Genomic DNA, 19,246 nt, shown 5'->3' on the forward strand with positions numbered 1-19,246 from the left:
TATTATTAGCCTGGCTTATTAATGATTAATATTATCAATTTCCTCTAATGATTTGTTCGCGCTATATTCACCTGCATTAACGACCTCATCGGAAAAACCACTATGTTATCGTATTACTTTCAGGGGCTTGCCCTGGGAGCGGCTATGATTTTGCCGCTTGGCCCGCAGAATGCGTTTGTAATGAATCAGGGGATTCGCCGCCAGTATCATCTGATGATTGCGCTGCTGTGCGCCATTAGCGATCTGCTGCTGATCTGCGCCGGTATCTTTGGCGGCAGCGCGCTGCTGATGCAATCGCCGTGGCTGCTGGCGCTGGTAACCTGGGGCGGCGTGGCCTTCCTGTTATGGTATGGTTTCGGCGCGCTGAAAACGGCTTTTAGTAACAATCTGGAACTGGCGAGTGCGGAGGTGATGAAGCAGGGGCGCTGGAAAATTATTGTCACCATGCTGGCGGTAACCTGGCTGAATCCGCACGTCTATCTCGATACTTTCGTGGTGCTCGGCAGCCTGGGCGGGCAGCTGGCGGTTGAGCCGAAGCGCTGGTTTGCGCTCGGCACCATCAGCGCCTCGTTCCTGTGGTTCTTCGGCCTGGCTCTGCTGGCGGCCTGGCTGGCGCCGCGTTTGCGCACCGCCCGGGCGCAGCGGATCATTAACGTGCTGGTTGGCCTGGTGATGTGGCTGATCGCCGTCCAGCTGGCGAAAGATGGCTTTTTACACGTACAGGCGCTGCTCAACCAGGCTTAGTCCGATGGACTTTTCGCTTATACGCGTTAAGCTTGCTGGCATGCGTCCGTATATGGGCGACCAATGTAGATGGAGAAACGACAGTGAAGTTAAAGCTCATGGCCCTGGCGGCAGCGATCGGATTCAGCTCAATGGCAGCTCAGGCAAATGAATTGCCAAATGGCCCCCACATTGTGACTTCGGGGACCGCCAGCGTTGCTGCGGCGCCCGATATTGCGACCCTGGCAATTGAGGTCAACGTGGCCGCGAAAGATGCCGCATCGGCGAAAAAGCAGGCCGATGACCGCGTTGCGCAATACCTCTCTTTCCTGGAAAAGAACGGCATCGCCAAGAAGGATATCAACTCCGCGAACTTACGCACCCAGCCTGACTATGATTACCAGAATGGCAAAAGCATCCTGAAAGGCTACCGTGCCGTGCGCACTGTCGAAGTGACGTTGCGCCAGCTGGACAAGCTTAACGGTCTGCTGGACGGCGCGTTGAAGGCCGGTCTGAACGAAGTTCGCTCCGTATCGCTGGGCGTTGCGCAACCGGATGCCTATAAAGATAAGGCGCGTAAGGCGGCGATCGACGACGCCGTGCACCAGGCTCAGGAGCTGGCTGCCGGCTTCCATAGCAAGCTGGGCCCGGTTTATAGCGTTCGCTACCATGTCTCGAACTATCAGCCGAGCCCGATGGTTCGCATGATGAAAGCCGCCGATGCCGCGCCGGTTTCCGCCCAGGAAACCTACGAGCAGGCGACGATTCAGTTTGACGATCAGGTGGATGTGGTCTTTGAGCTGCAGCCAGCCCAGCCAGCCCAGCCAGCCCAGCCAGCCCAGCCAGCCCAGCCAGCCCAGCCGGCGGCGCCGGAGAAACCGGCCGCCGCGGCGCAGTAAGCCAGATGCAAAAAAGCCACTTCAGCTGAAGTGGCTTTTTTTATGCCCGGCGTTTAGTCCTGGCGCAGCACCTTGTGACCGTAGGCAATCAGCGCATCGGTGACCCGGCGCATCATCCGGCTTTCCGGCGCGAAACGATGCCAGTAGAGCATCCGGCGCTGGAACAGGCCCGGCGTTAAATCGATAAGCTCGCCGCTGTTCAGCTCTTTCTCAATCTGCAGATGCGGGATCATACAGCAGGTGGTGCCCTGACGGGCGAGCTGCACAAAGGCCTCCGATGAGTTAACGATATGACAAGGCACGCTGCCCGGCGGCAGATCGAAGTTCTGCTGCAAAAACGCCTGGTGCATGTCGTCGAGATGATCGAAGGCCACCACCGGCGCTTTGAGCAATGCCGAGCGGGTTACGCCATTGGGAAAATAGCGTTGCGCAAACTCTTTCGAGGCGACAAACAGGTAGTCCAGCGCCCCGAGCTGATCGACCAGGCAGCTTGGCAGCGCCTGCGGCTGAATACTGACCGCCCCGACAACCTCGCCGCGGCGCAGGCGCTCCTGGGTGCGGGTTTCGTCTTCCACCTGCAGGTTCAGGCGAATAGGGGAGTCGGAAAGCACGCTGGAGAGCGCCGGCAGCAGCCAGGTCGCCAGACTGTCGGCGTTCACCGCCAGCGACAGCAGCAGCGGCGTGGATCCGGTTTGCTCATCTCCCAGCCACTCCTCTTCCAGCAGCTCAACCTGGCGCAGCAGGGCCAGCAGCTTCTGCCCCTGCTCGGTAGGACGCGGCGGTACGGTACGCACCAGCAGCGGCTGGCCGAACATGTTTTCCAGCTGTTTAATACGCTGAGAGACGGCGGACTGTGTAATGCATAGCTTCTGCGCGGCGCGCTCAAACCCGCGTTCTCTTATCACCGCGTCCAGCGCTTGTAGTGTTCTGTAGTCCGGTCGTTTCATTGCTCTGGCGTACCCCCATAACTTTTCATTAACTCGCACTATGACATAAATTTCTTTTTGATGAAGACGAAAATAGTCTGCTCAGTTGTGTGATCCCCGTCGCAGGGACAATAACACCCCCGATGTTCTATAATGCGCCTCAGGTATTCACATCTCGGACCATAATCATGACGCAAGATGAACTGAAAAAAGCAGTAGGCTGGGCGGCATTGCAGTATGTACAGCCGGGCACCATCGTCGGTGTCGGCACCGGCTCCACGGCCGCGCATTTTATTGATGCGCTGGGCACAATGAAAGGGCAGATCGAGGGTGCCGTTTCCAGCTCCGATGCCTCCACCGAAAAACTGAAAAGCCTTGGTATTCCGGTTTTCGATCTCAATAGCGTCGACCGTCTGGGAATTTACGTTGACGGCGCCGATGAGATCAACGGCCATATGCAGATGATTAAAGGCGGCGGCGCGGCGTTGACCCGCGAGAAGATTATCGCCTCGGTTGCGGACAAGTTTATCTGTATCGCCGACGCCTCCAAGCAGGTCGATATCCTCGGCAAATTCCCGCTGCCGGTAGAAGTTATTCCTATGGCTCGTAGCGCCGTGGCGCGTGAACTGGTGAAGCTCGGCGGCCGTCCGGAGTACCGCCAGGGCGTGATCACCGATAACGGTAACGTTATCCTCGACGTTTTCGGCCTCGAAATCCTCGACGCGATCGCGCTGGAAAATGCCATTAACGGTATCCCTGGCGTAGTGACCGTGGGGCTGTTTGCCAACCGTGGCGCCGATGTCGCGCTGATCGGCACCGCCGATGGCGTCAAAACCATCGTAAAATAATCCGCTCGGAGGGAGCGCGAATCGCTCCCTCGCAAATATTTTTTCTCCAGGCTGAATTTGGTGACTTCTGTCACATTTATGCAACTAGCCTGAGTAACAATCTACCTTTCTTTCCCTTTCTGGTTTTTTGTCCTGCTATTTCCCTCTGAGTGATATTTCTTCAGGACGTCGACGCAAACGTTCATATTGCCGCGATAGTTTTTTTTGATATGTTGCTGGGATGAAGTGTCGTTCCGCACGACATCAGATAAGACAAAAACAGGACGGGGAAATGGCTAAGGTATCACTGGAAAAAGACAAGATTAAGTTTCTGCTGGTTGAAGGTGTGCATCAAAAAGCGGTGGATAACCTCCGCGCTGCAGGCTATACCAACATTGAATTTCACAAAGGCGCGCTGGATAGCGAAGCGCTGAAAGCATCGATCCGTGATGCCCATTTCATTGGCCTGCGCTCCCGTACTCATTTGACGGAAGAGATTTTCGCTGCCGCAGAAAAACTGGTCGCCGTCGGCTGCTTCTGTATCGGAACCAATCAGGTTGATTTGGACGCTGCGGCCAAACGCGGTATCCCCGTTTTTAACGCCCCGTTTTCTAACACCCGCTCCGTTGCCGAACTGGTCATTGGCGAGCTGCTGCTGATGCTGCGCGGCGTCCCTGAAGCTAACGCCAAAGCGCACCGCGGCGTGTGGAACAAACTGGCGGTCGGCAGCTTTGAAGCGCGTGGCAAAAAGCTGGGTATTATCGGCTACGGCCATATCGGTACGCAGCTGGGCATTCTGGCCGAATCGCTGGGGATGCACGTCTATTTCTATGATATTGAAAGTAAACTCACGCTCGGTAACGCCACCCAGGTGCAGCATCTCTCCGACCTGCTGAACATGAGCGACGTGGTGAGCCTGCACGTGCCGGAAAATGCCTCCACCAAAAATATGATGGGCGCGGAAGAGCTGGCGCTGATGAAGCCTGGCGCGCTGCTGATCAACGCCTCTCGCGGCACCGTGGTCGATATCCCGGCCCTGTGCGATGCGCTGGCGAGCAAGCATCTGGCAGGCGCGGCAATTGACGTCTTCCCTACCGAACCGGCGACCAACAGCGATCCGTTCACCTCGCCGCTGTGCGAGTTCGACAACGTGATCCTGACGCCGCATATCGGCGGCTCTACCCAGGAAGCGCAGGAGAACATCGGTCTGGAAGTGGCGGGCAAGCTGGCGAAGTATTCCGACAACGGCTCAACCCTTTCTGCGGTTAACTTCCCGGAAGTGTCGCTGCCGCTGCACGGCGGCCGCCGTCTGCTGCATATCCACGAAAACCGTCCGGGCGTACTGACCGCAATCAACCAGATCTTTGCCGCTCAGAGCATCAACATCGCGGCGCAGTATCTACAAACCACCCCGCAGATGGGCTATGTGGTTATCGATATTGAAGCCGAAGAGGATGTGGCGCAGCAGGCGCTGCTGGCAATGAAGGCGATTCCGGGCACCATCCGCGCGCGTCTGTTGTTCTAATCTTTTTGCGACTGGCGGGCCGGCTAGCGGCCTGCCTGAATCAGCTTAAAGCGTCATCCGCGTCGGTTAACCCGGCGCTTTACCAGCTCCAGGTTTTCGACGGCGTAACCACCGCGGGCAGCGGGATATCCCACTGCTCCGTCGGCAGCGCGTCGACCTGCTGGCAGTCGTGGGCGTAGCCGACGGGCTGCAGATGATACTGCCGCCAGTTTTGCAGCGTCCTGTCGTAAAATCCCCCACCCATTCCCAGGCGCTGACCGAGCGCGTCAAAGGCGACCAGCGGCGTAATCAGCACATCAAGCTGGGACAGCGGCAGAACGTCGCGCACGTCAAGCTGTGGCTCGTGAATTTTCAGGCGGTTTATCACCAGCTCGCTTTGCGGATGGTAGTGCAAAAACAGCAGGTTTCCCGGGCTGAAAGGGTGGAGCACGGGGAGATAGACGCGTTTTCCCGCCCGCCACAGCTGTTCAATCAGCGGTTGGGTATCCAGCTCGCCGTCAAATGAAAGAAACAGCGCGACGGTTCGCGCGAGGGTCACCGGCGGATAGGCCATCATGCGGTTCGCGCCAAGCCCGGCGAAGCGTGCCTGCTGTTCAGGCGTCAGCGCGCGTCGAAGCTGGCGGATGTGTTGGCGAATCTGCTGTCGGGTTGAGCGGGTATCAGAAATTTGGGTCATGATAGATCGCCTGATTTGGCATTATCACGTCACGACGTGAGCCGGTTATGCATGTAGGCGTAGTGTAATACACAGAAGGTGAAATGCTGAAAGCGAAGTCGTGCGAAATGAAGCGCTAAAAGAAGGGAATCTCCGAGATGCCGCCGCAGGCTGTAACCCTTGAACCCTTGGTTCAAGGTGAATGCGTCGTCACAGTTTTAAGGCTTCTCGGACGAACCGAGCATGCTCACCAACCGTGGAGCGCCACATTCTTGTGGTATGAAATATCGGCTCAGGGGACTGGCCCGCTTGCAAACATCTCAGAGAAATTTTGTTCTTGCGATTACTCTAACACAGTTAATTGCAAAGTGTTATTCAAACTTCGGCCCGGTTCTTTCGCTTATGCGACCTTGCTCAAGCAACGCTTGTTCGATGGTCTGCTGAAGCATCCGAATACGCTGTTCCATACTGGAGGCGTAGTCGCGGGTTTTCGCTTTTTCCTGAGTTAACTCATAGCTGATGTTCAACGCGGCGATGAAGACCAGCTGCTCAGTATTTGTGACTCTAGTGCGTTCTTTTAAATCTTGCAACCGCTGATTCAGGTCGTCAGCTGCCTGACTCAAGGCATCCCTTTGTTCAGGCGGGCAATTCACGCGGAGTGAACGGCCAAAAATTTGGAGATCGACGGGTTGTGCAGACATGCCACCTTCCTGCTGATTGACTGCGCGGCCTTCACGCCCATACCCCGGGCTACGAAGGGGCGACACTATAGCTACCCTGATGCGAAGGTACAAGCCCTATTCTGGTTCACCAGGGTCCAAAGTGGTAGCATATCATGAATATTCCTCCCAACGATGACGAATGCGCATGTCTATACAGAACGAAATGCCTGGTTACAACGCCGTAGACCAGTTACTGAACCAACAGGGCGTGGGCTTAACCCCGGCCGAAATGCACGGTTTGATCAGCGGTATCCTGTGCGGCGGCAATAAAGACAGCAGCTGGCAGCCGCTGGTGCATGACCTGACTAACGAAGGTCTCGCGTTTGGCCACGAGCTGGCGCAGTCTCTGCGCAACATGCATTCCGCAACCAGCGACTCGCTGGAAGACGATGGCTTTCTGTTCCAGCTCTATCTGCCGGAAGGGGATAGCGTGACCGTATTTGAACGCGCCGATGCGCTGGCCGGTTGGGTTAACCACTTCCTGCTAGGCCTTGGGGTGACTCAGCCGAAGCTCGATAAAGTCAAAGATGAAACCGGCGAAGCTATCGACGATCTGCGCAACATTGCGCAGCTGGGCTACGACGAAGACGAAGACCAGGAAGAGCTGGAGATGTCGTTAGAAGAGATTATCGAGTACGTACGCGTTGCCGCGCTGCTGTGCCATGAAACCTTCTCGCGCCAGCAGCCAACCGCACCAGAAGTACGCAAGCCGACACTACACTAATTACAATTTGTTGAGGGGGCGTCATGACACAGCAGGAATTTCTTTCTCGTCGCCAGGCTCTGTTAGCGCAGATGCAGCCAGGCAGCGCGGCGCTCATTTTCGCCGCGCCGGAAGCGGTACGCAGCGCAGATTCAGAATATCCCTACCGGCAGAACAGCGATTTTTGGTACTTCACAGGCTTCAATGAGCCTGAAGCCTTGCTGGTGTTGATTAAAAGCGACGAGACCCATAACCACAGCGTGCTGTTTAACCGCGTCCGCGATCTGACGGCGGAAATCTGGTTCGGCCGTCGCCTTGGGCAGGACGCCGCGCCCTCGAAGCTCGGCGTCGATCGCGCCCTGGCGTTCAGCGAAATTAACCAGCAGCTGTTTCAGCTGCTGAACGGCCTTGACGCCATCTATTTTGCGCAGGGCGAATATGCCTACGCCGATAAAATCGTCTTCACGGCGCTGGAAAAGCTGCGTAAAGGCTCGCGCCAGAACCTGCTGGCGCCAAATTCCGTCATCGACTGGCGGCCGATAGTGCATGAGATGCGCCTGTTCAAATCGCCAGAAGAGCTTGAGGTGCTGCGCCGCGCCGGAGAAATTTCCGCGCTGGCCCACACCCGGGCGATGGAAAAATGTCAGCCGGGGATGTACGAATATCAGCTGGAAGGCGAAATCCTTCATGAATTCAACCGCCACGGCGCCCGCTTCCCTTCCTATAACACCATCGTTGGCGGCGGCGATAACGGCTGCATTCTGCATTACACCGAAAACGAGTGCGAGCTGCGCGATGGCGATCTGGTGCTGATCGATGCCGGCTGCGAATACCGCGGCTATGCGGGCGATATCACGCGCACCTTCCCGGTGAACGGCAAATTTAGTCCGGCCCAGCGCGAGATTTATGACATTGTCCTCGAATCGCTGGAAACCGCGCTGACGCTCTATCGCCCGGGAACCTCTATTCAGGAGGTAAATCAGAAAGTCGTGCGGATAATGGTCGTCGGCCTGGTACGCCTCGGCATCCTTAAAGGAGATGTTGAAGAGCTGCTGGCTAACAATGCGCACCGCCCGTTCTTTATGCACGGCCTGAGCCACTGGCTGGGGCTGGACGTGCATGATGTCGGAAACTACGATGTCGACCGCTCGCGGGTTCTCGAACCGGGCATGGTGCTGACCGTTGAGCCGGGGCTGTATATTGCGACGGACGCCGACGTGCCGCCGCAGTATCGCGGTATCGGTATCCGCATCGAAGACGATATTGTGATAACCGCTGACGGCAATGAAAATCTGACCGCCGGAGTGGTGAAAAGCGCGGACGACATTGAAGCGCTGATGGCCGCGGCACAGCGATCATGAGCGTGCTGATCGTTGGCGGCGGAATGACCGGCGCGACCCTGGCCCTGGCTATCTCCCGGTTGACCGACGGCGCGCTGCCGGTTCATCTGGTGGAAGCGGCGGCGCCGGACTCCTCGCAGCATCCTGGATTTGACGCCAGGGCGATTGCGCTGGCGGCAGGCACCTGCCAGCAGCTGGCGCGCGTCGGTATCTGGCAGGAGATCGCCGACTGCGCGACGCCGATTCAGCGCGTGCACGTCAGCGACCGCGGCCACGCGGGGTTCGTCACTCTGGACGCGCAGGACTATGGCCTGGCGGCGTTGGGCCAGGTCGTCGAGCTGCACGACATCGGCCAGCGCCTGTTTGCGCAACTGCGCGATGCGCCGGGTATTACTTTGCACTGTCCGGCAAAAGTAGAAAACGTCAGCCGATGGGAGGAGGGCGTCAGCATCACGCTGGACAGCGGCGAAACGATCGACGGCAGGCTGCTGGTGGCGGCGGACGGATCGCGCTCGACGATCGGCGCCCGCTGCGGTATCAGCTGGCAGCAGCAGCCCTATCAACAGCTGGCGATTATTGCCAACGTTAGCACCGCTTTGCCCCACGAGGGGCGCGCCTTTGAGCGGTTTACCGAGCACGGTCCCCTGGCGATGCTGCCGATGTCGCAGGGCCGCTGCTCGCTGGTGTGGTGCCATCCTCAGTCACGGTATGACGACGTCCTGAGCTGGTCTGATGAACGTTTTTGCCACGAGCTGCAGCAGGCGTTTGGCTGGCGGCTGGGGCGTATTACCCACGCCGGGGCGCGCAGCGTTTATCCGCTGGCGCTAACCACTGCCACCCGCGTGGTTTCCCATCGCCTGGCGCTGGTCGGCAACGCGGCGCAGACGCTGCATCCCATTGCCGGGCAGGGGTTTAACCTTGGCCTGCGGGATGTGATGAGCCTGGCTGAAACTGTGGCCCAGGCCAGCGGCCGCGATCCCGGCGATTATGCTTTGCTTGACCAGTATCAGGCGCGGCGAGCGGATGATAAGTCCGCCACTATCGGCGTGACCGATGGCCTGGTTCATCTGTTTGCCAACCGCTGGGCGCCGCTGGTAGCGGGGCGCAACGTCGGCCTGATGGCGATGGAATTATTTACTCCGGCGCGCGATGCGCTGGCGCAGCGTACCCTCGGTTGGGTCCCCCGTTAAGGAGTTGAACGTGCAAAGTGTTGATGTGGCCATTGTGGGCGGTGGCATGGTGGGGCTGGCGGTGGCCTGCGGATTGCAGGGCAGCGGGCTGCGCGTAGCCGTACTTGAGCAGGCTGAACCACAGCCGTTGAGCGCCGATGCGCGGCCAGCGCTGCGGGTCTCAGCGATTAACGCCGCCAGCGAGAAGCTCCTGAGCAAGCTTGACGTCTGGCCAACAATTATCGCCCGGCGCGCCAGCTGCTATCACGGTATGGAAGTGTGGGATAAAGACAGCTTTGGCCGCATCAGCTTTGATGACCAGAGCCTGGGCTTCAGCCATCTCGGGCACATTATTGAAAATGCGGTCGTTCACCACGCGCTGTGGCAAAAGGCGCAGCGCTGTTCTGACGTCACGCTGCTGGCCCCGGCGCAGCTGCAGCAGGTCGCATGGGGTGAGAACGAAGCGTTTCTCAGCCTGCAGGACGGCAGCATGCTGACCGCCCGGCTGGTGGTCGGCGCCGACGGCGCCAACTCCTGGTTGCGCAACAAAGCCGATATTCCGCTGACCTTCTGGGACTATCGCCATCACGCGCTGGTGGCCACTATCCGCACCGCAGATCCGCATCAGGCTATTGCGCGCCAGGCCTTCCACGGCGACGGTATCCTCGCCTTCCTGCCGCTCAGCGATCCGCACCTGTGCTCTATCGTCTGGTCGCTATCGCCGCAGGAAGCGGAGCAGATGCAGCAGGCGGATGAGGCGGCGTTTAATCAGGCGCTGAGTATTGCCTTCGATAACCGCCTTGGCCTGTGCCAGCTTGAGAGCGAGCGCGAAGTGTTCCCGCTCACCGGCCGCTATGCGCGCCAGTTTGCCGCCCATCGGCTGGCGCTGGTTGGCGATGCCGCTCACACCATCCACCCGCTGGCCGGGCAAGGGGTGAACCTGGGCTTTATGGATGCCGCAGAGCTTATCGATGAGATCCGGCGCCTGCATGCCCAGGGCAAGGATATTGGCCAGCATCTGTATCTACGTCGCTATGAGCGCAGCCGCAAGCACAGCGCCGCGCTGATGCTGGCGGGGATGCAGGGCTTTCGCGAAATGTTTGCCGGCAGCCATCCGGCGAAGAAGCTGCTGCGCGATATCGGTCTCAAGCTGGCCGATACGCTGCCGGGCGTGAAGCCGCAGCTGATCCGCCAGGCGATGGGGCTAAACGACCTTCCGGCCTGGTTACGTTAAGCGCGTCACACTTCTCTCTCCCGGCCCTCGCGCCGGGTTTCCCCCTCTCATTTGAAATAATCTAATCTCACCCGTTTTTTCGCATTAGTTTTATTAATGTCTCTCTTTTTTTGTGAAAGAAATCAGGCCCGTTTATTCGCATAAAATATCATCATCACCTGCTTAGTTCTTTTGTTATGTTAATTTTATGTGGCATAAATCGCTTTTTGCCAGTCAATAATTCTGTAGAGTTTTCGGCGAGATTTGGTCATAAGCTAATGTGATGTCCTGATTTACCTTATGGTTTAACGCCGGTTTCGGTGGTAAGTTCAGGCCAAAGGTAACGTTTGCGTCGGCGCCAGCGAAGGGCGTCGATGCCGGATTTCGCGGGGCGAAATCGCCGCCAAAAAAAGTAGCTGGTTCCGTTTTATTCGACGAGGAAAAGATGGCTCAACAGACTCCGTTGTATGAACAACACACGCTGTGCGGCGCTCGCATGGTGGACTTCCACGGCTGGATGATGCCGCTGCACTATGGTTCCCAGATTGATGAGCACCACGCGGTGCGCCGCGATGCCGGCATGTTCGACGTCTCGCACATGACCATCGTCGACTTCCACGGTAGCCGGGTTCGCGAGTTCCTGCGCTATCTGCTGGCTAACGATGTGGCGAAGCTCACCGTCCCGGGCAAAGCGCTATACAGCGGAATGCTGACCGCTTCGGCGGGCGTTATCGATGACCTGATTGTCTATTTCCTGACGGAAGACTATTTCCGCCTTGTGGTTAACTCCGCGACCCGCGAAAAAGACCTCGCCTGGATCGGCGAGCAGGCTGAACCTTATGGCCTGGAGATAACCGTGCGCGACGATCTGGCGCTGATCGCCGTTCAGGGGCCGCAGGCGAAAGAGAAAGCCGCCACCCTGTTTAACGAGCAGCAGCGCCAGGCCGTCGCAGGCATGAAGCCGTTCTTTGGCGTGCAGGCGGGGGAGTTATTTATCGCCACCACCGGCTATACCGGCGAGGCGGGCTATGAGATTGCGCTGCCGAAAGAGCAGGCCGCAGATTTCTGGCGCAGCCTGCTGGACGCGGGCGTGAAGCCTTGCGGCCTCGGCGCTCGCGATACGCTGCGTCTGGAAGCCGGGATGAATTTGTACGGCCAGGAGATGGACGAAGGCGTCTCCCCGCTGGCGGCAAATATGGGCTGGACCATTGCCTGGGAACCTGCCGATCGCAACTTTATTGGTCGTGAGGCGCTGGAGCTGCAGCGTGAAAAAGGCACCGAGCAGCTGGTTGGCCTGGTGATGACCGAGAAGGGCGTGCTGCGCGGCGGTCTGCCGGTGCGCTTTACCGACGCTGACGGTAATCAGCAAGAGGGTATTATCACCAGCGGGACGTTCTCCCCTACGCTGGGCTACAGTATTGCACTGGCACGCGTACCGGCAGGCATCGGTGAAACGGCCGTCGTACAGATCCGCAACCGCGAAATGCCGGTAAAAGTGACTAAACCCGTTTTTGTTCGTAACGGCAAAGCCGTTGCGTGATTCCCCCTTTTGGAGATGAATTGATGAGCAACGTACCAGCAGAACTGAAATACAGTAAAGAACACGAATGGCTGCGCAAAGAAGCCGACGGCACCTACACCGTTGGCATCACCGAGCACGCGCAGGAGCTGCTTGGCGATATGGTTTTCGTCGATCTGCCGGAAGTCGGGACGGCCGTTGACGCCGGCGATGACTGCGCCGTTGCGGAATCGGTAAAAGCGGCCTCGGATATTTATGCCCCGATTAGCGGCGAGATCCTTGCGGTGAACGAAGAGCTGAACGACTCCCCGGAGCTGATTAACAGCGAACCGTACGCCGCTGGCTGGATTTTCAAAATCAAAGCCAGCGATGAAGCTCAGGTCGCGGCGCTGCTGGACGCGACGGCCTACGCCGCGCTGTTAGAAGACGAGTAAGTACCTCCATCCTTCACGCCGCAGGCTTTTGTCAGCACCAGGGGTGTCGCTGCCCGCCGCGTGAATGATTTTGCGTATTAAAGCCCGGCGAGCATTAGTGCTCCACCGGGCAAACCAGTCAGACAATTACGATTCACTGCACGTTTCAGGAACCATCGCTCATGACTCAGACTTTAGGTCAGCTTGAAAACCGCGGCGCCTTTATTGAACGTCACATCGGTCCGGATGCTCAGCAACAGCAGGAGATGCTGAAAACCGTTGGCGCCGATTCGCTTAACGCCCTGATTGGCCAGATTGTGCCGCAGGATATTCAGCTGGCAACGCCGCCTCAGGTCGGCGATGCGACGACGGAATTCGCCGCTCTCGCGGAACTGAAGGCGATCGCCGGGCGTAACAAGCGCTTTAAGTCTTACATCGGCATGGGCTACACCGCCGTGCAGCTGCCGCCGGTTATTCAGCGCAATATGCTGGAAAACCCGGGTTGGTATACCGCGTATACCCCTTATCAGCCGGAAGTGTCGCAGGGCCGCCTGGAATCGCTGCTGAACTTCCAGCAGGTCACGCTCGATCTGACCGGGCTGGATATCGCCTCCGCCTCGCTGCTGGATGAAGCAACCGCCGGCGCAGAAGCGATGGCGATGGCGAAGCGCGTCAGCAAGCTGAAGAACGCGAACCGCTTCTTCGTGGCTGCCGACGTGCATCCGCAAACGCTGGACGTAGTGCGCACTCGCGCGGAAACCTTCGGCTTTGATGTTATCGTCGATGACGCGGAAAAAGCGCTCGATCATCAGGACGTTTTCGGCGTGCTGCTGCAGCAGGTCGGTACTACCGGCGAAGTGCACGATTACTCAGGCCTGATTGCCGAGCTTAAAGCGCGCAAGGTCGTGGTGAGCGTCGCCGCCGACTTTATGGCGCTGGTGCTGCTGACCGCGCCGGGCAAGCAGGGGGCCGATATCGTCTTCGGCTCCGCCCAGCGTTTCGGCGTGCCGATGGGCTACGGCGGCCCGCACGCGGCCTTCTTTGCAGCAAAAGATGAATTCAAACGCTCCATGCCTGGCCGTATTATCGGCGTATCGAAAGATGCCGCCGGCAACACCGCGCTGCGCATGGCGATGCAGACCCGCGAGCAGCATATCCGCCGCGAGAAAGCGAACTCCAATATTTGTACTTCCCAGGTGCTGCTGGCCAACATCGCCAGCCTGTATGCGGTCTTCCACGGACCCGCTGGCCTGAAGCGTATCGCCAGCCGCATCCATCGCCTGACGGATATTCTGGCCGATGGCCTGCAGAAGAAAGGGCTCAAGCTGCGCCACGCGCACTACTTTGACACCCTGTGCGTCGACGTTGCCGACAAAGCGGCGGTGCTGGCGCGCGCCGAGGCGCTGGAAATTAACCTGCGCAGCGACATTCACAACGCGGTCGGCATCACCCTTGATGAAGCGACCACCCGCCAGGATGTGCTGAACCTGTTCCGCGCGATCCTTGGCGACGCGCACGGGCTGGATATCGATGCGCTGGACAAAGACGTGGCGCTCGACAGCCGTTCGATCCCTGCCAGCATGCTGCGCGACGATGCGATCCTGACCCACCCGGTATTTAATCGCTACCACAGCGAAACCGAGATGATGCGCTACATGCACTCGCTGGAGCGTAAAGATCTGGCGCTGAATCAGGCGATGATCCCACTGGGATCCTGCACCATGAAGCTTAACGCCGCGGCGGAAATGATCCCGATCACCTGGCCTGAGTTTGCCGAGCTGCACCCGTTCTGCCCGGCGGAACAGGCGGAAGGCTACCATCAGATGATCGCCCAGCTCTCCGACTGGCTGGTGAAGCTGACCGGCTATGACGCCGTCTGCATGCAGCCGAACTCCGGCGCGCAGGGGGAATATGCGGGCCTGCTGGCGATTCGCCACTACCACGAAAGCCGCAATGAAGGCCATCGCGATATCTGCCTGATCCCAAGCTCGGCGCACGGCACCAACCCGGCATCCGCGCAGATGGCAGGGATGCAGGTAGTGGTGGTAGCCTGTGATAAAAACGGCAACATCGATCTCGCGGATCTGCGCCTCAAGGCGGAGCAGGCGGGGGAAAATCTCTCCTGCATCATGGTGACCTACCCGTCAACGCATGGCGTGTATGAAGAGACCATCCGCGAAGTGTGCGAGATTGTGCACCGCTTCGGCGGCCAGGTTTACCTCGACGGCGCGAACATGAACGCTCAGGTGGGGATCACCTCTCCGGGCTTTATCGGCGCGGACGTGTCGCACCTCAACCTGCATAAAACCTTCTGCATCCCGCACGGCGGCGGCGGCCCGGGCATGGGCCCAATCGGCGTGAAGGCGCATCTGGCGCCGTTCGTGCCGGGCCACAGCGTGGTGCAAATTGAAGGCATGCTGACCCGTCAGGGCGCGGTTTCCGCGGCACCGTTCGGCAGCGCTTCTATTTTACCTATCAGCTGGATGTATATCCGCATGATGGGCGCGGAAGGGCTGAAGCAGGCCAGCCAGGTGGCGATCCTCAACGCTAACTACATTGCGACGCGCCTGAAAGAGGCTTTCCCGGTGCTCTATACCGGCCGCGACGGCCGCGTGGCGCACGAATGTATTCTGGATATTCGTCCGCTGAAGGAAGAGACCGGCATCAGCGAGCTGGATATTGCCAAGCGTCTGATCGACTTTGGTTTCCATGCGCCGACGATGTCCTTCCCGGTGGCCGGTACGCTGATGGTTGAGCCGACCGAATCGGAAAGCAAAGTTGAGCTGGACCGTTTTATCGAGGCGATGCTGGCGATTCGCGGCGAGATCGACCGCGTGAAAGCGGGCGAGTGGCCGCTGGCGGATAACCCGCTGGTTAACGCCCCGCACACCCAGGGCGAGCTGGTTGCCGAATGGGGTCATCCGTACACCCGCGAGCTGGCGGTGTTCCCGGCAGGCCTGGCGAACAAATACTGGCCGACGGTGAAGCGTCTGGACGATGTTTACGGCGATCGTAACCTGTTCTGCTCCTGCGTTCCGCTGAGCGAATATCAGTAATTAGCTGATTAGACTATCTTTTAAAGGCGCTGCGGCGCCTTTATTTTTTGGGAGAATGCGATGACGGTAGCACTGATTAGCGGCGCGAGCCGCGGAATTGGCAGGGCGACGGCGCTGCTGCTGGCGCAGGAAGGCTATACCGTGGCGGTGAATTATCATCACAACGTGAGCGCGGCGACGGAAGTGGTGAATGAGATTATTGCCCAGGGCGGCAAGGCTATCGCGCTGCGCGCGGATATCAGCGACGAAGCGCAGGTGGTGGCGATGTTTGCCGGCATCGACCGCCTTGGCGAACCCCTGGGCGCGCTGGTGAATAATGCCGGCATTCTGTTTACGCAGAGCTCTGTTGAAGACCTGACCGCCGAGCGGATTAATCGGGTGCTGAGCACCAACGTCACCGGCTATTTCCTCTGCTGTCGCGAGGCGGTGAAGCGGATGTCGCACCGTCACGGCGGCAAGGGCGGGGCCATCGTCAACGTCTCTTCGGCGGCGGCGCGTCTGGGCTCACCGGGGGAATACGTTGATTACGCCGCGTCGAAAGGGGCGGTCGATACGCTGACCACCGGCCTGTCGCTGGAGGTGGCGGCGCAGGGTATTCGCGTTAACGGCGTGCGTCCGGGGTTTATCTATACCGACATGCACGCCTCCGGCGGCGAGCCGGGGCGCGTGGAGCGGGTGAAAGCGGCGCTGCCGATGCAGCGCGGCGGGCAGCCGGAAGAGGTCGCCCAGGCGATCGCCTGGCTGCTGAGCGATAAAGCTTCCTACGTGACCGGCAGCTTCCTTGAGCTGGCCGGAGGAAAATAACCTCCGGCCAGTGCGCAATACGGGCGGCGGCCTGCGCTTTGCCCGGGTTCATGAGGTTATGACGCCAGCCATAGCCGCAGGCGCACTCCCCAGCCGCTGGTCCAGCCGGTGGCGATGGATTTCACCTCGCCGCGAGAAATCACCTCCAGGGCTGGCGTGACCTGTACGTCCCGCTGGCCTGAAAGCCGCCCGTCGGGGTCGTTAACCGTCGGCAGCGCCATTTTTTTGCGCGCCAGCCACCTCTCCAGCCCCGCCATACGCTGCGCATACCAGCACCACCAGACAGGCAAGGACTACAAAGAAGAATGGCTTTTCGCTGTCGCTTAATCATGATCGCCTCAGTTATTCACATGGCCTATCTTCGCGGGTGGAAGCGTTTTGGCAATGCGAAGCTGTAAAGACGTGTCCGGGCGGGGGGACTCCTCTCCCGGCAGGGGAGAGGAGGAGGCAGAGCATGAAATCAGAGCTTTTCGCCGTTGCTGGCAATCACTTCTTTATACCAGTTGAAGCTCTTCTTACGCGAGCGGGACATATCGCCGGTACCGTCATCGTGCTTATTGACGTAGATAAAGCCGTAGCGCTTGCTGTACTGGCCGGTAGTGAAGGAGACGCAATCGATGCAGCCCCACGGGGTGTAGCCCATCAGCTCGACGCCATCGTAAGTGACCGCTTTTATCATCTCTTCAACGTGGGCGCGCAGGTAGTCGATGCGGTAGTCATCGTTGATGCTGCCGTCCTCTTCTACCTTGTCATAGGCGCCAAAGCCGTTTTCAACGATAAACAGCGGCTTCTGATAGCGTTCGTACAGCTCACACAGCGAGTAGCGCAGGCCCACCGGGTCAATCTGCCAGCCCCAGTCGGAGGCCTTAACGTGTGGGTTCGGTACGCTGCCTTCAAAGCCGGAAATGGCATCGCCGCTGCCGCCTTCGGCCTTCACCGCGTTGGTCATGTAGTAGCTGAAGCCGAGGTAGTCGCAGGTGCCTTCGCGCAGGATCTGCTCATCGCCCTCTTCCATCCTGATGCTGAAGCCGCGTCGCTCCCACTCGTTCAGCACGTAGGTTGGGTAGTAGCCGCGCAGCTGCACGTCGGTGAAGACGTAGCGTTCGCGCATCGACTCCTGAGCGAACATCACGTCTTCCGGCTTGCAGGAGAACGGGTAGAGGGCGACCATCGCCAGCATGCAGCCAACCTGCATCTCCGGGTTGATGCGTCGCGCCGCCTTCACCGCCAGCGCGCTGGCCACGAACTGATGGTGCAGCACCTGGTACATGGTCTCTTCCGGGTTTTCATGCTCGGTATAGACCACGCCTGAGCAGCAGTAGCCGAACAGCGGCGCACGCCAGTTACGCTGGTTGTTGATCTCGTTAAAGGTCATCCAGTATTTCACTTTGTGCTTATAGCGCTCGAAGACCACTTCGGCAAAGCGCACGAAGAAATCGACGACTTTACGGTTCGTCCAACCGCCGTACTGCTGCACGAGGTGCAGGGGCATTTCAAAGTGGGAGAGGGTGATAACCGGTTCGATATTGTACTTCAGCAGCTCATCGAACATGTCGTCATAGAATTTCAGCCCCTCTTCGTTCGGCTGAGTTTCGTCGCCGAGCGGGAAGATGCGGGTCCAGGCGATGGAGGTGCGGAAACATTTGAAGCCCATCTCAGCGAACAGCTTGATGTCTTCTTTGTAGCGGCCGTGGAAATCAATGGCTTCGTGGTTCGGGTAATATTTACCCGGCTCTACCTGGTGGGTAATCTCGCGCGGCACGCCGTGGGCGCCGCCGGTCAGCACGTCGCAAATGCTCGGGCCTTTGCCGTCTTTATTCCAGCCGCCTTCCACCTGGTGCGCCGCGACCGCGCCGCCCCATAAAAAATCTTTCGCTAAAGGTATTTTTTTCATTGTTGCTAATCTCGTCTGATGTTTCGTTGTTTTCGAGTCTAGCAAAGAGCATATAAATGTCACGATATAACAATTTCCCGCGCCTGGAATATGTTACATCGAAAAAACAGGGTGTTATTTTCAGGCTATTTTGCGGGCTAATTTACGCCCCAGACTTTCAAGAATATAAATAACCGGAATTTGCGTCGTAATATCGTAGACGCCGCCGATGCGCGTTTGCGGTATGTGCCAGGAGAGGTTGAAATCAGCCAGCTTCGCCAGCCGCGAGTGTTCGTGGCTGGTTATCGACATCACTTTACAGCGATGCAGGCTGAACTGGCCGGCAAAGCGCAGGATCTCTTCGGTTTCACCGGAAACGGAGAGGACGATTGCCAGCGCGTTGCGCGCCATATCGTTAGTCACCGGAAAATAGGGATCGTCGATATGGTTGCTGAATTTCCCGACGTTGGAGAAGAACCGTGCGCCATATTTCGCCAGCGCGCCGGAGGTTCCGGCACCGACGAAAATAATACGCTCTGAGGCGAGGATAATATCCACAGCGCGTTCGAGTAAATCATCAAATTCATCGTTATTGACGCTTTTAAAAAAGCTCATAATTTCGCTGGCGCCGATATTTGCCTGTTGAGGCTCATTCTGCTCCAGATATAATTTAAAGCGTATGCGAAACTCTGAGTACCCCTCACACTGCAGCTTGCGGCAGAAACGCAGCACGGTGGTGGTGGAAACGCCGGCGGCTTCCGCCAGCTCGCGGATGGTCATATACATCACTTTGTCACGATTCTTAATGACGTAGTGGTAGACCATCATCTCAAGATTATTGAGACTGGCAATAGCGGCGTGGGAGAACATACTCACAGT

17 protein-coding genes, 1 other RNA gene and 2 pseudogenes are annotated in these 19,246 nt (G+C 58.4%); 12 read left to right on the forward strand and 8 right to left on the reverse strand.

Going from position 1 to position 19,246, the window contains the following annotated elements:
• Window positions 1-102 precede the first annotated feature (102 nt).
• Window positions 103-744: an arginine exporter ArgO gene (argO, locus tag QFI97_RS05465; RefSeq protein WP_331834842.1), complete on the forward strand. Its 642-nt coding sequence runs from the start codon at window positions 103-105 to the stop codon at window positions 742-744.
• 83 nt (window positions 745-827) lie between these two features.
• A complete protein-coding gene (locus QFI97_RS05470; RefSeq protein ID WP_346430682.1) occupies window positions 828-1,622 on the forward strand; it encodes an oxidative stress defense protein in 795 nt (264 codons plus the stop codon).
• Window positions 1,623-1,675: 53 nt separating this feature from the next.
• Here QFI97_RS05470 and argP read toward each other — a convergent pair whose 3' ends face one another.
• Window positions 1,676-2,569: a DNA-binding transcriptional regulator ArgP gene (gene argP / locus QFI97_RS05475; RefSeq protein ID WP_041147167.1), complete on the reverse strand. Its 894-nt coding sequence runs from the start codon at window positions 2,567-2,569 to the stop codon at window positions 1,676-1,678.
• Window positions 2,570-2,736: 167 nt separating this feature from the next.
• Here argP and rpiA point away from each other — a divergent pair, with 167 nt between their 5' ends.
• Window positions 2,737-3,396, forward strand: a complete 660-nt coding sequence (gene rpiA, locus QFI97_RS05480; RefSeq protein WP_045857130.1) for a ribose-5-phosphate isomerase RpiA — start codon at window positions 2,737-2,739, stop codon at window positions 3,394-3,396.
• A 271-nt stretch (window positions 3,397-3,667) separates the two neighbouring features.
• Entirely contained in the window at window positions 3,668-4,900 is a 1,233-nt protein-coding gene (serA, locus tag QFI97_RS05485; RefSeq protein ID WP_045857132.1) for a phosphoglycerate dehydrogenase, read from the forward strand.
• Window positions 4,901-4,979: 79 nt separating this feature from the next.
• On the opposite strand, the gene QFI97_RS05490 is transcribed toward serA, so the two are convergent.
• The 3 genes from QFI97_RS05490 to zapA all read right to left on the reverse strand — a co-directional run bounded on the left by QFI97_RS05490 (window position 4,980) and on the right by zapA (window position 6,256).
• Window positions 4,980-5,576, reverse strand: coding sequence for a 5-formyltetrahydrofolate cyclo-ligase (locus tag QFI97_RS05490; RefSeq protein WP_346430683.1), 597 nt, complete (start codon window positions 5,574-5,576; stop codon window positions 4,980-4,982).
• Window positions 5,577-5,701: 125 nt separating this feature from the next.
• Window positions 5,702-5,885, reverse strand: a non-coding RNA gene (ssrS, locus tag QFI97_RS05495) — 6S RNA.
• 41 nt (window positions 5,886-5,926) lie between these two features.
• Complete coding sequence (zapA, locus tag QFI97_RS05500) at window positions 5,927-6,256, reverse strand: cell division protein ZapA (protein ID WP_041147162.1); 330 nt, start codon at window positions 6,254-6,256, stop codon at window positions 5,927-5,929.
• A gap of 166 nt (window positions 6,257-6,422) precedes the next feature.
• Between zapA and QFI97_RS05505 the strand changes: the two genes are divergently transcribed.
• The 8 genes from QFI97_RS05505 to QFI97_RS05540 all read left to right on the forward strand — a co-directional run bounded on the left by QFI97_RS05505 (window position 6,423) and on the right by QFI97_RS05540 (window position 16,494).
• Window positions 6,423-7,001 (forward strand): YecA/YgfB family protein, encoded by a 579-nt coding sequence (locus tag QFI97_RS05505; protein ID WP_346430684.1) that lies wholly within the window; start codon window positions 6,423-6,425, stop codon window positions 6,999-7,001.
• 23 nt (window positions 7,002-7,024) lie between these two features.
• A complete protein-coding gene (gene pepP / locus QFI97_RS05510) occupies window positions 7,025-8,341 on the forward strand; it encodes a Xaa-Pro aminopeptidase (RefSeq protein ID WP_346430685.1) in 1,317 nt (438 codons plus the stop codon).
• Window positions 8,338-9,510 carry a 2-octaprenyl-6-methoxyphenyl hydroxylase gene (gene ubiH / locus QFI97_RS05515; protein ID WP_346430686.1) on the forward strand — a complete coding sequence of 391 codons (1,173 nt, stop codon included), beginning with the start codon at window positions 8,338-8,340 and terminating at the stop codon, window positions 9,508-9,510. The genes pepP and ubiH overlap by 4 nt, the downstream gene beginning before the upstream one ends.
• Before the next feature lie 10 nt (window positions 9,511-9,520).
• Window positions 9,521-10,723, forward strand: a complete 1,203-nt coding sequence (ubiI, locus tag QFI97_RS05520; protein ID WP_346430687.1) for an FAD-dependent 2-octaprenylphenol hydroxylase — start codon at window positions 9,521-9,523, stop codon at window positions 10,721-10,723.
• A gap of 424 nt (window positions 10,724-11,147) precedes the next feature.
• Window positions 11,148-12,242, forward strand: a complete 1,095-nt coding sequence (gene gcvT / locus QFI97_RS05525) for a glycine cleavage system aminomethyltransferase GcvT (RefSeq protein ID WP_346430688.1) — start codon at window positions 11,148-11,150, stop codon at window positions 12,240-12,242.
• 23 nt (window positions 12,243-12,265) lie between these two features.
• The gene (gene gcvH, locus QFI97_RS05530; protein ID WP_095099238.1) at window positions 12,266-12,655 is read left to right on the forward strand and encodes a glycine cleavage system protein GcvH; all 390 of its coding nucleotides are present in this window, start codon (window positions 12,266-12,268) and stop codon (window positions 12,653-12,655) included.
• 161 nt (window positions 12,656-12,816) lie between these two features.
• A complete protein-coding gene (gcvP, locus tag QFI97_RS05535; protein ID WP_331834836.1) occupies window positions 12,817-15,690 on the forward strand; it encodes an aminomethyl-transferring glycine dehydrogenase in 2,874 nt (957 codons plus the stop codon).
• Between the two features lie 60 nt (window positions 15,691-15,750).
• A complete protein-coding gene (locus tag QFI97_RS05540) occupies window positions 15,751-16,494 on the forward strand; it encodes an SDR family oxidoreductase (protein ID WP_346430689.1) in 744 nt (247 codons plus the stop codon).
• Window positions 16,495-16,550: 56 nt separating this feature from the next.
• On the opposite strand, the pseudogene QFI97_RS05545 reads toward QFI97_RS05540, so the two are convergent.
• The 4 genes and pseudogenes from QFI97_RS05545 to QFI97_RS05555 form a co-directional block, all read right to left on the reverse strand.
• A pseudogene (locus QFI97_RS05545) lies at window positions 16,551-16,742 on the reverse strand (thioredoxin domain-containing protein); the annotation flags it as partial.
• A pseudogene (locus QFI97_RS23565) lies at window positions 16,738-16,825 on the reverse strand (copper resistance protein); the annotation flags it as partial. The pseudogenes QFI97_RS05545 and QFI97_RS23565, both read right to left, overlap by 5 nt.
• 129 nt (window positions 16,826-16,954) lie before the next feature.
• The gene (locus QFI97_RS05550) at window positions 16,955-18,388 is read right to left on the reverse strand and encodes a 6-phospho-beta-glucosidase (protein ID WP_095099227.1); all 1,434 of its coding nucleotides are present in this window, start codon (window positions 18,386-18,388) and stop codon (window positions 16,955-16,957) included.
• A 120-nt stretch (window positions 18,389-18,508) separates the two neighbouring features.
• Window positions 18,509-19,237 (reverse strand): MurR/RpiR family transcriptional regulator, encoded by a 729-nt coding sequence (locus QFI97_RS05555; protein WP_095099220.1) that lies wholly within the window; start codon window positions 19,235-19,237, stop codon window positions 18,509-18,511.
• Between the last annotated feature and the right edge of the window lie 9 nt (window positions 19,238-19,246).

The organism is Klebsiella scottii (genome assembly GCF_036561945.1).
GTDB lineage: Bacteria > Pseudomonadota > Gammaproteobacteria > Enterobacterales > Enterobacteriaceae > Klebsiella > Klebsiella scottii.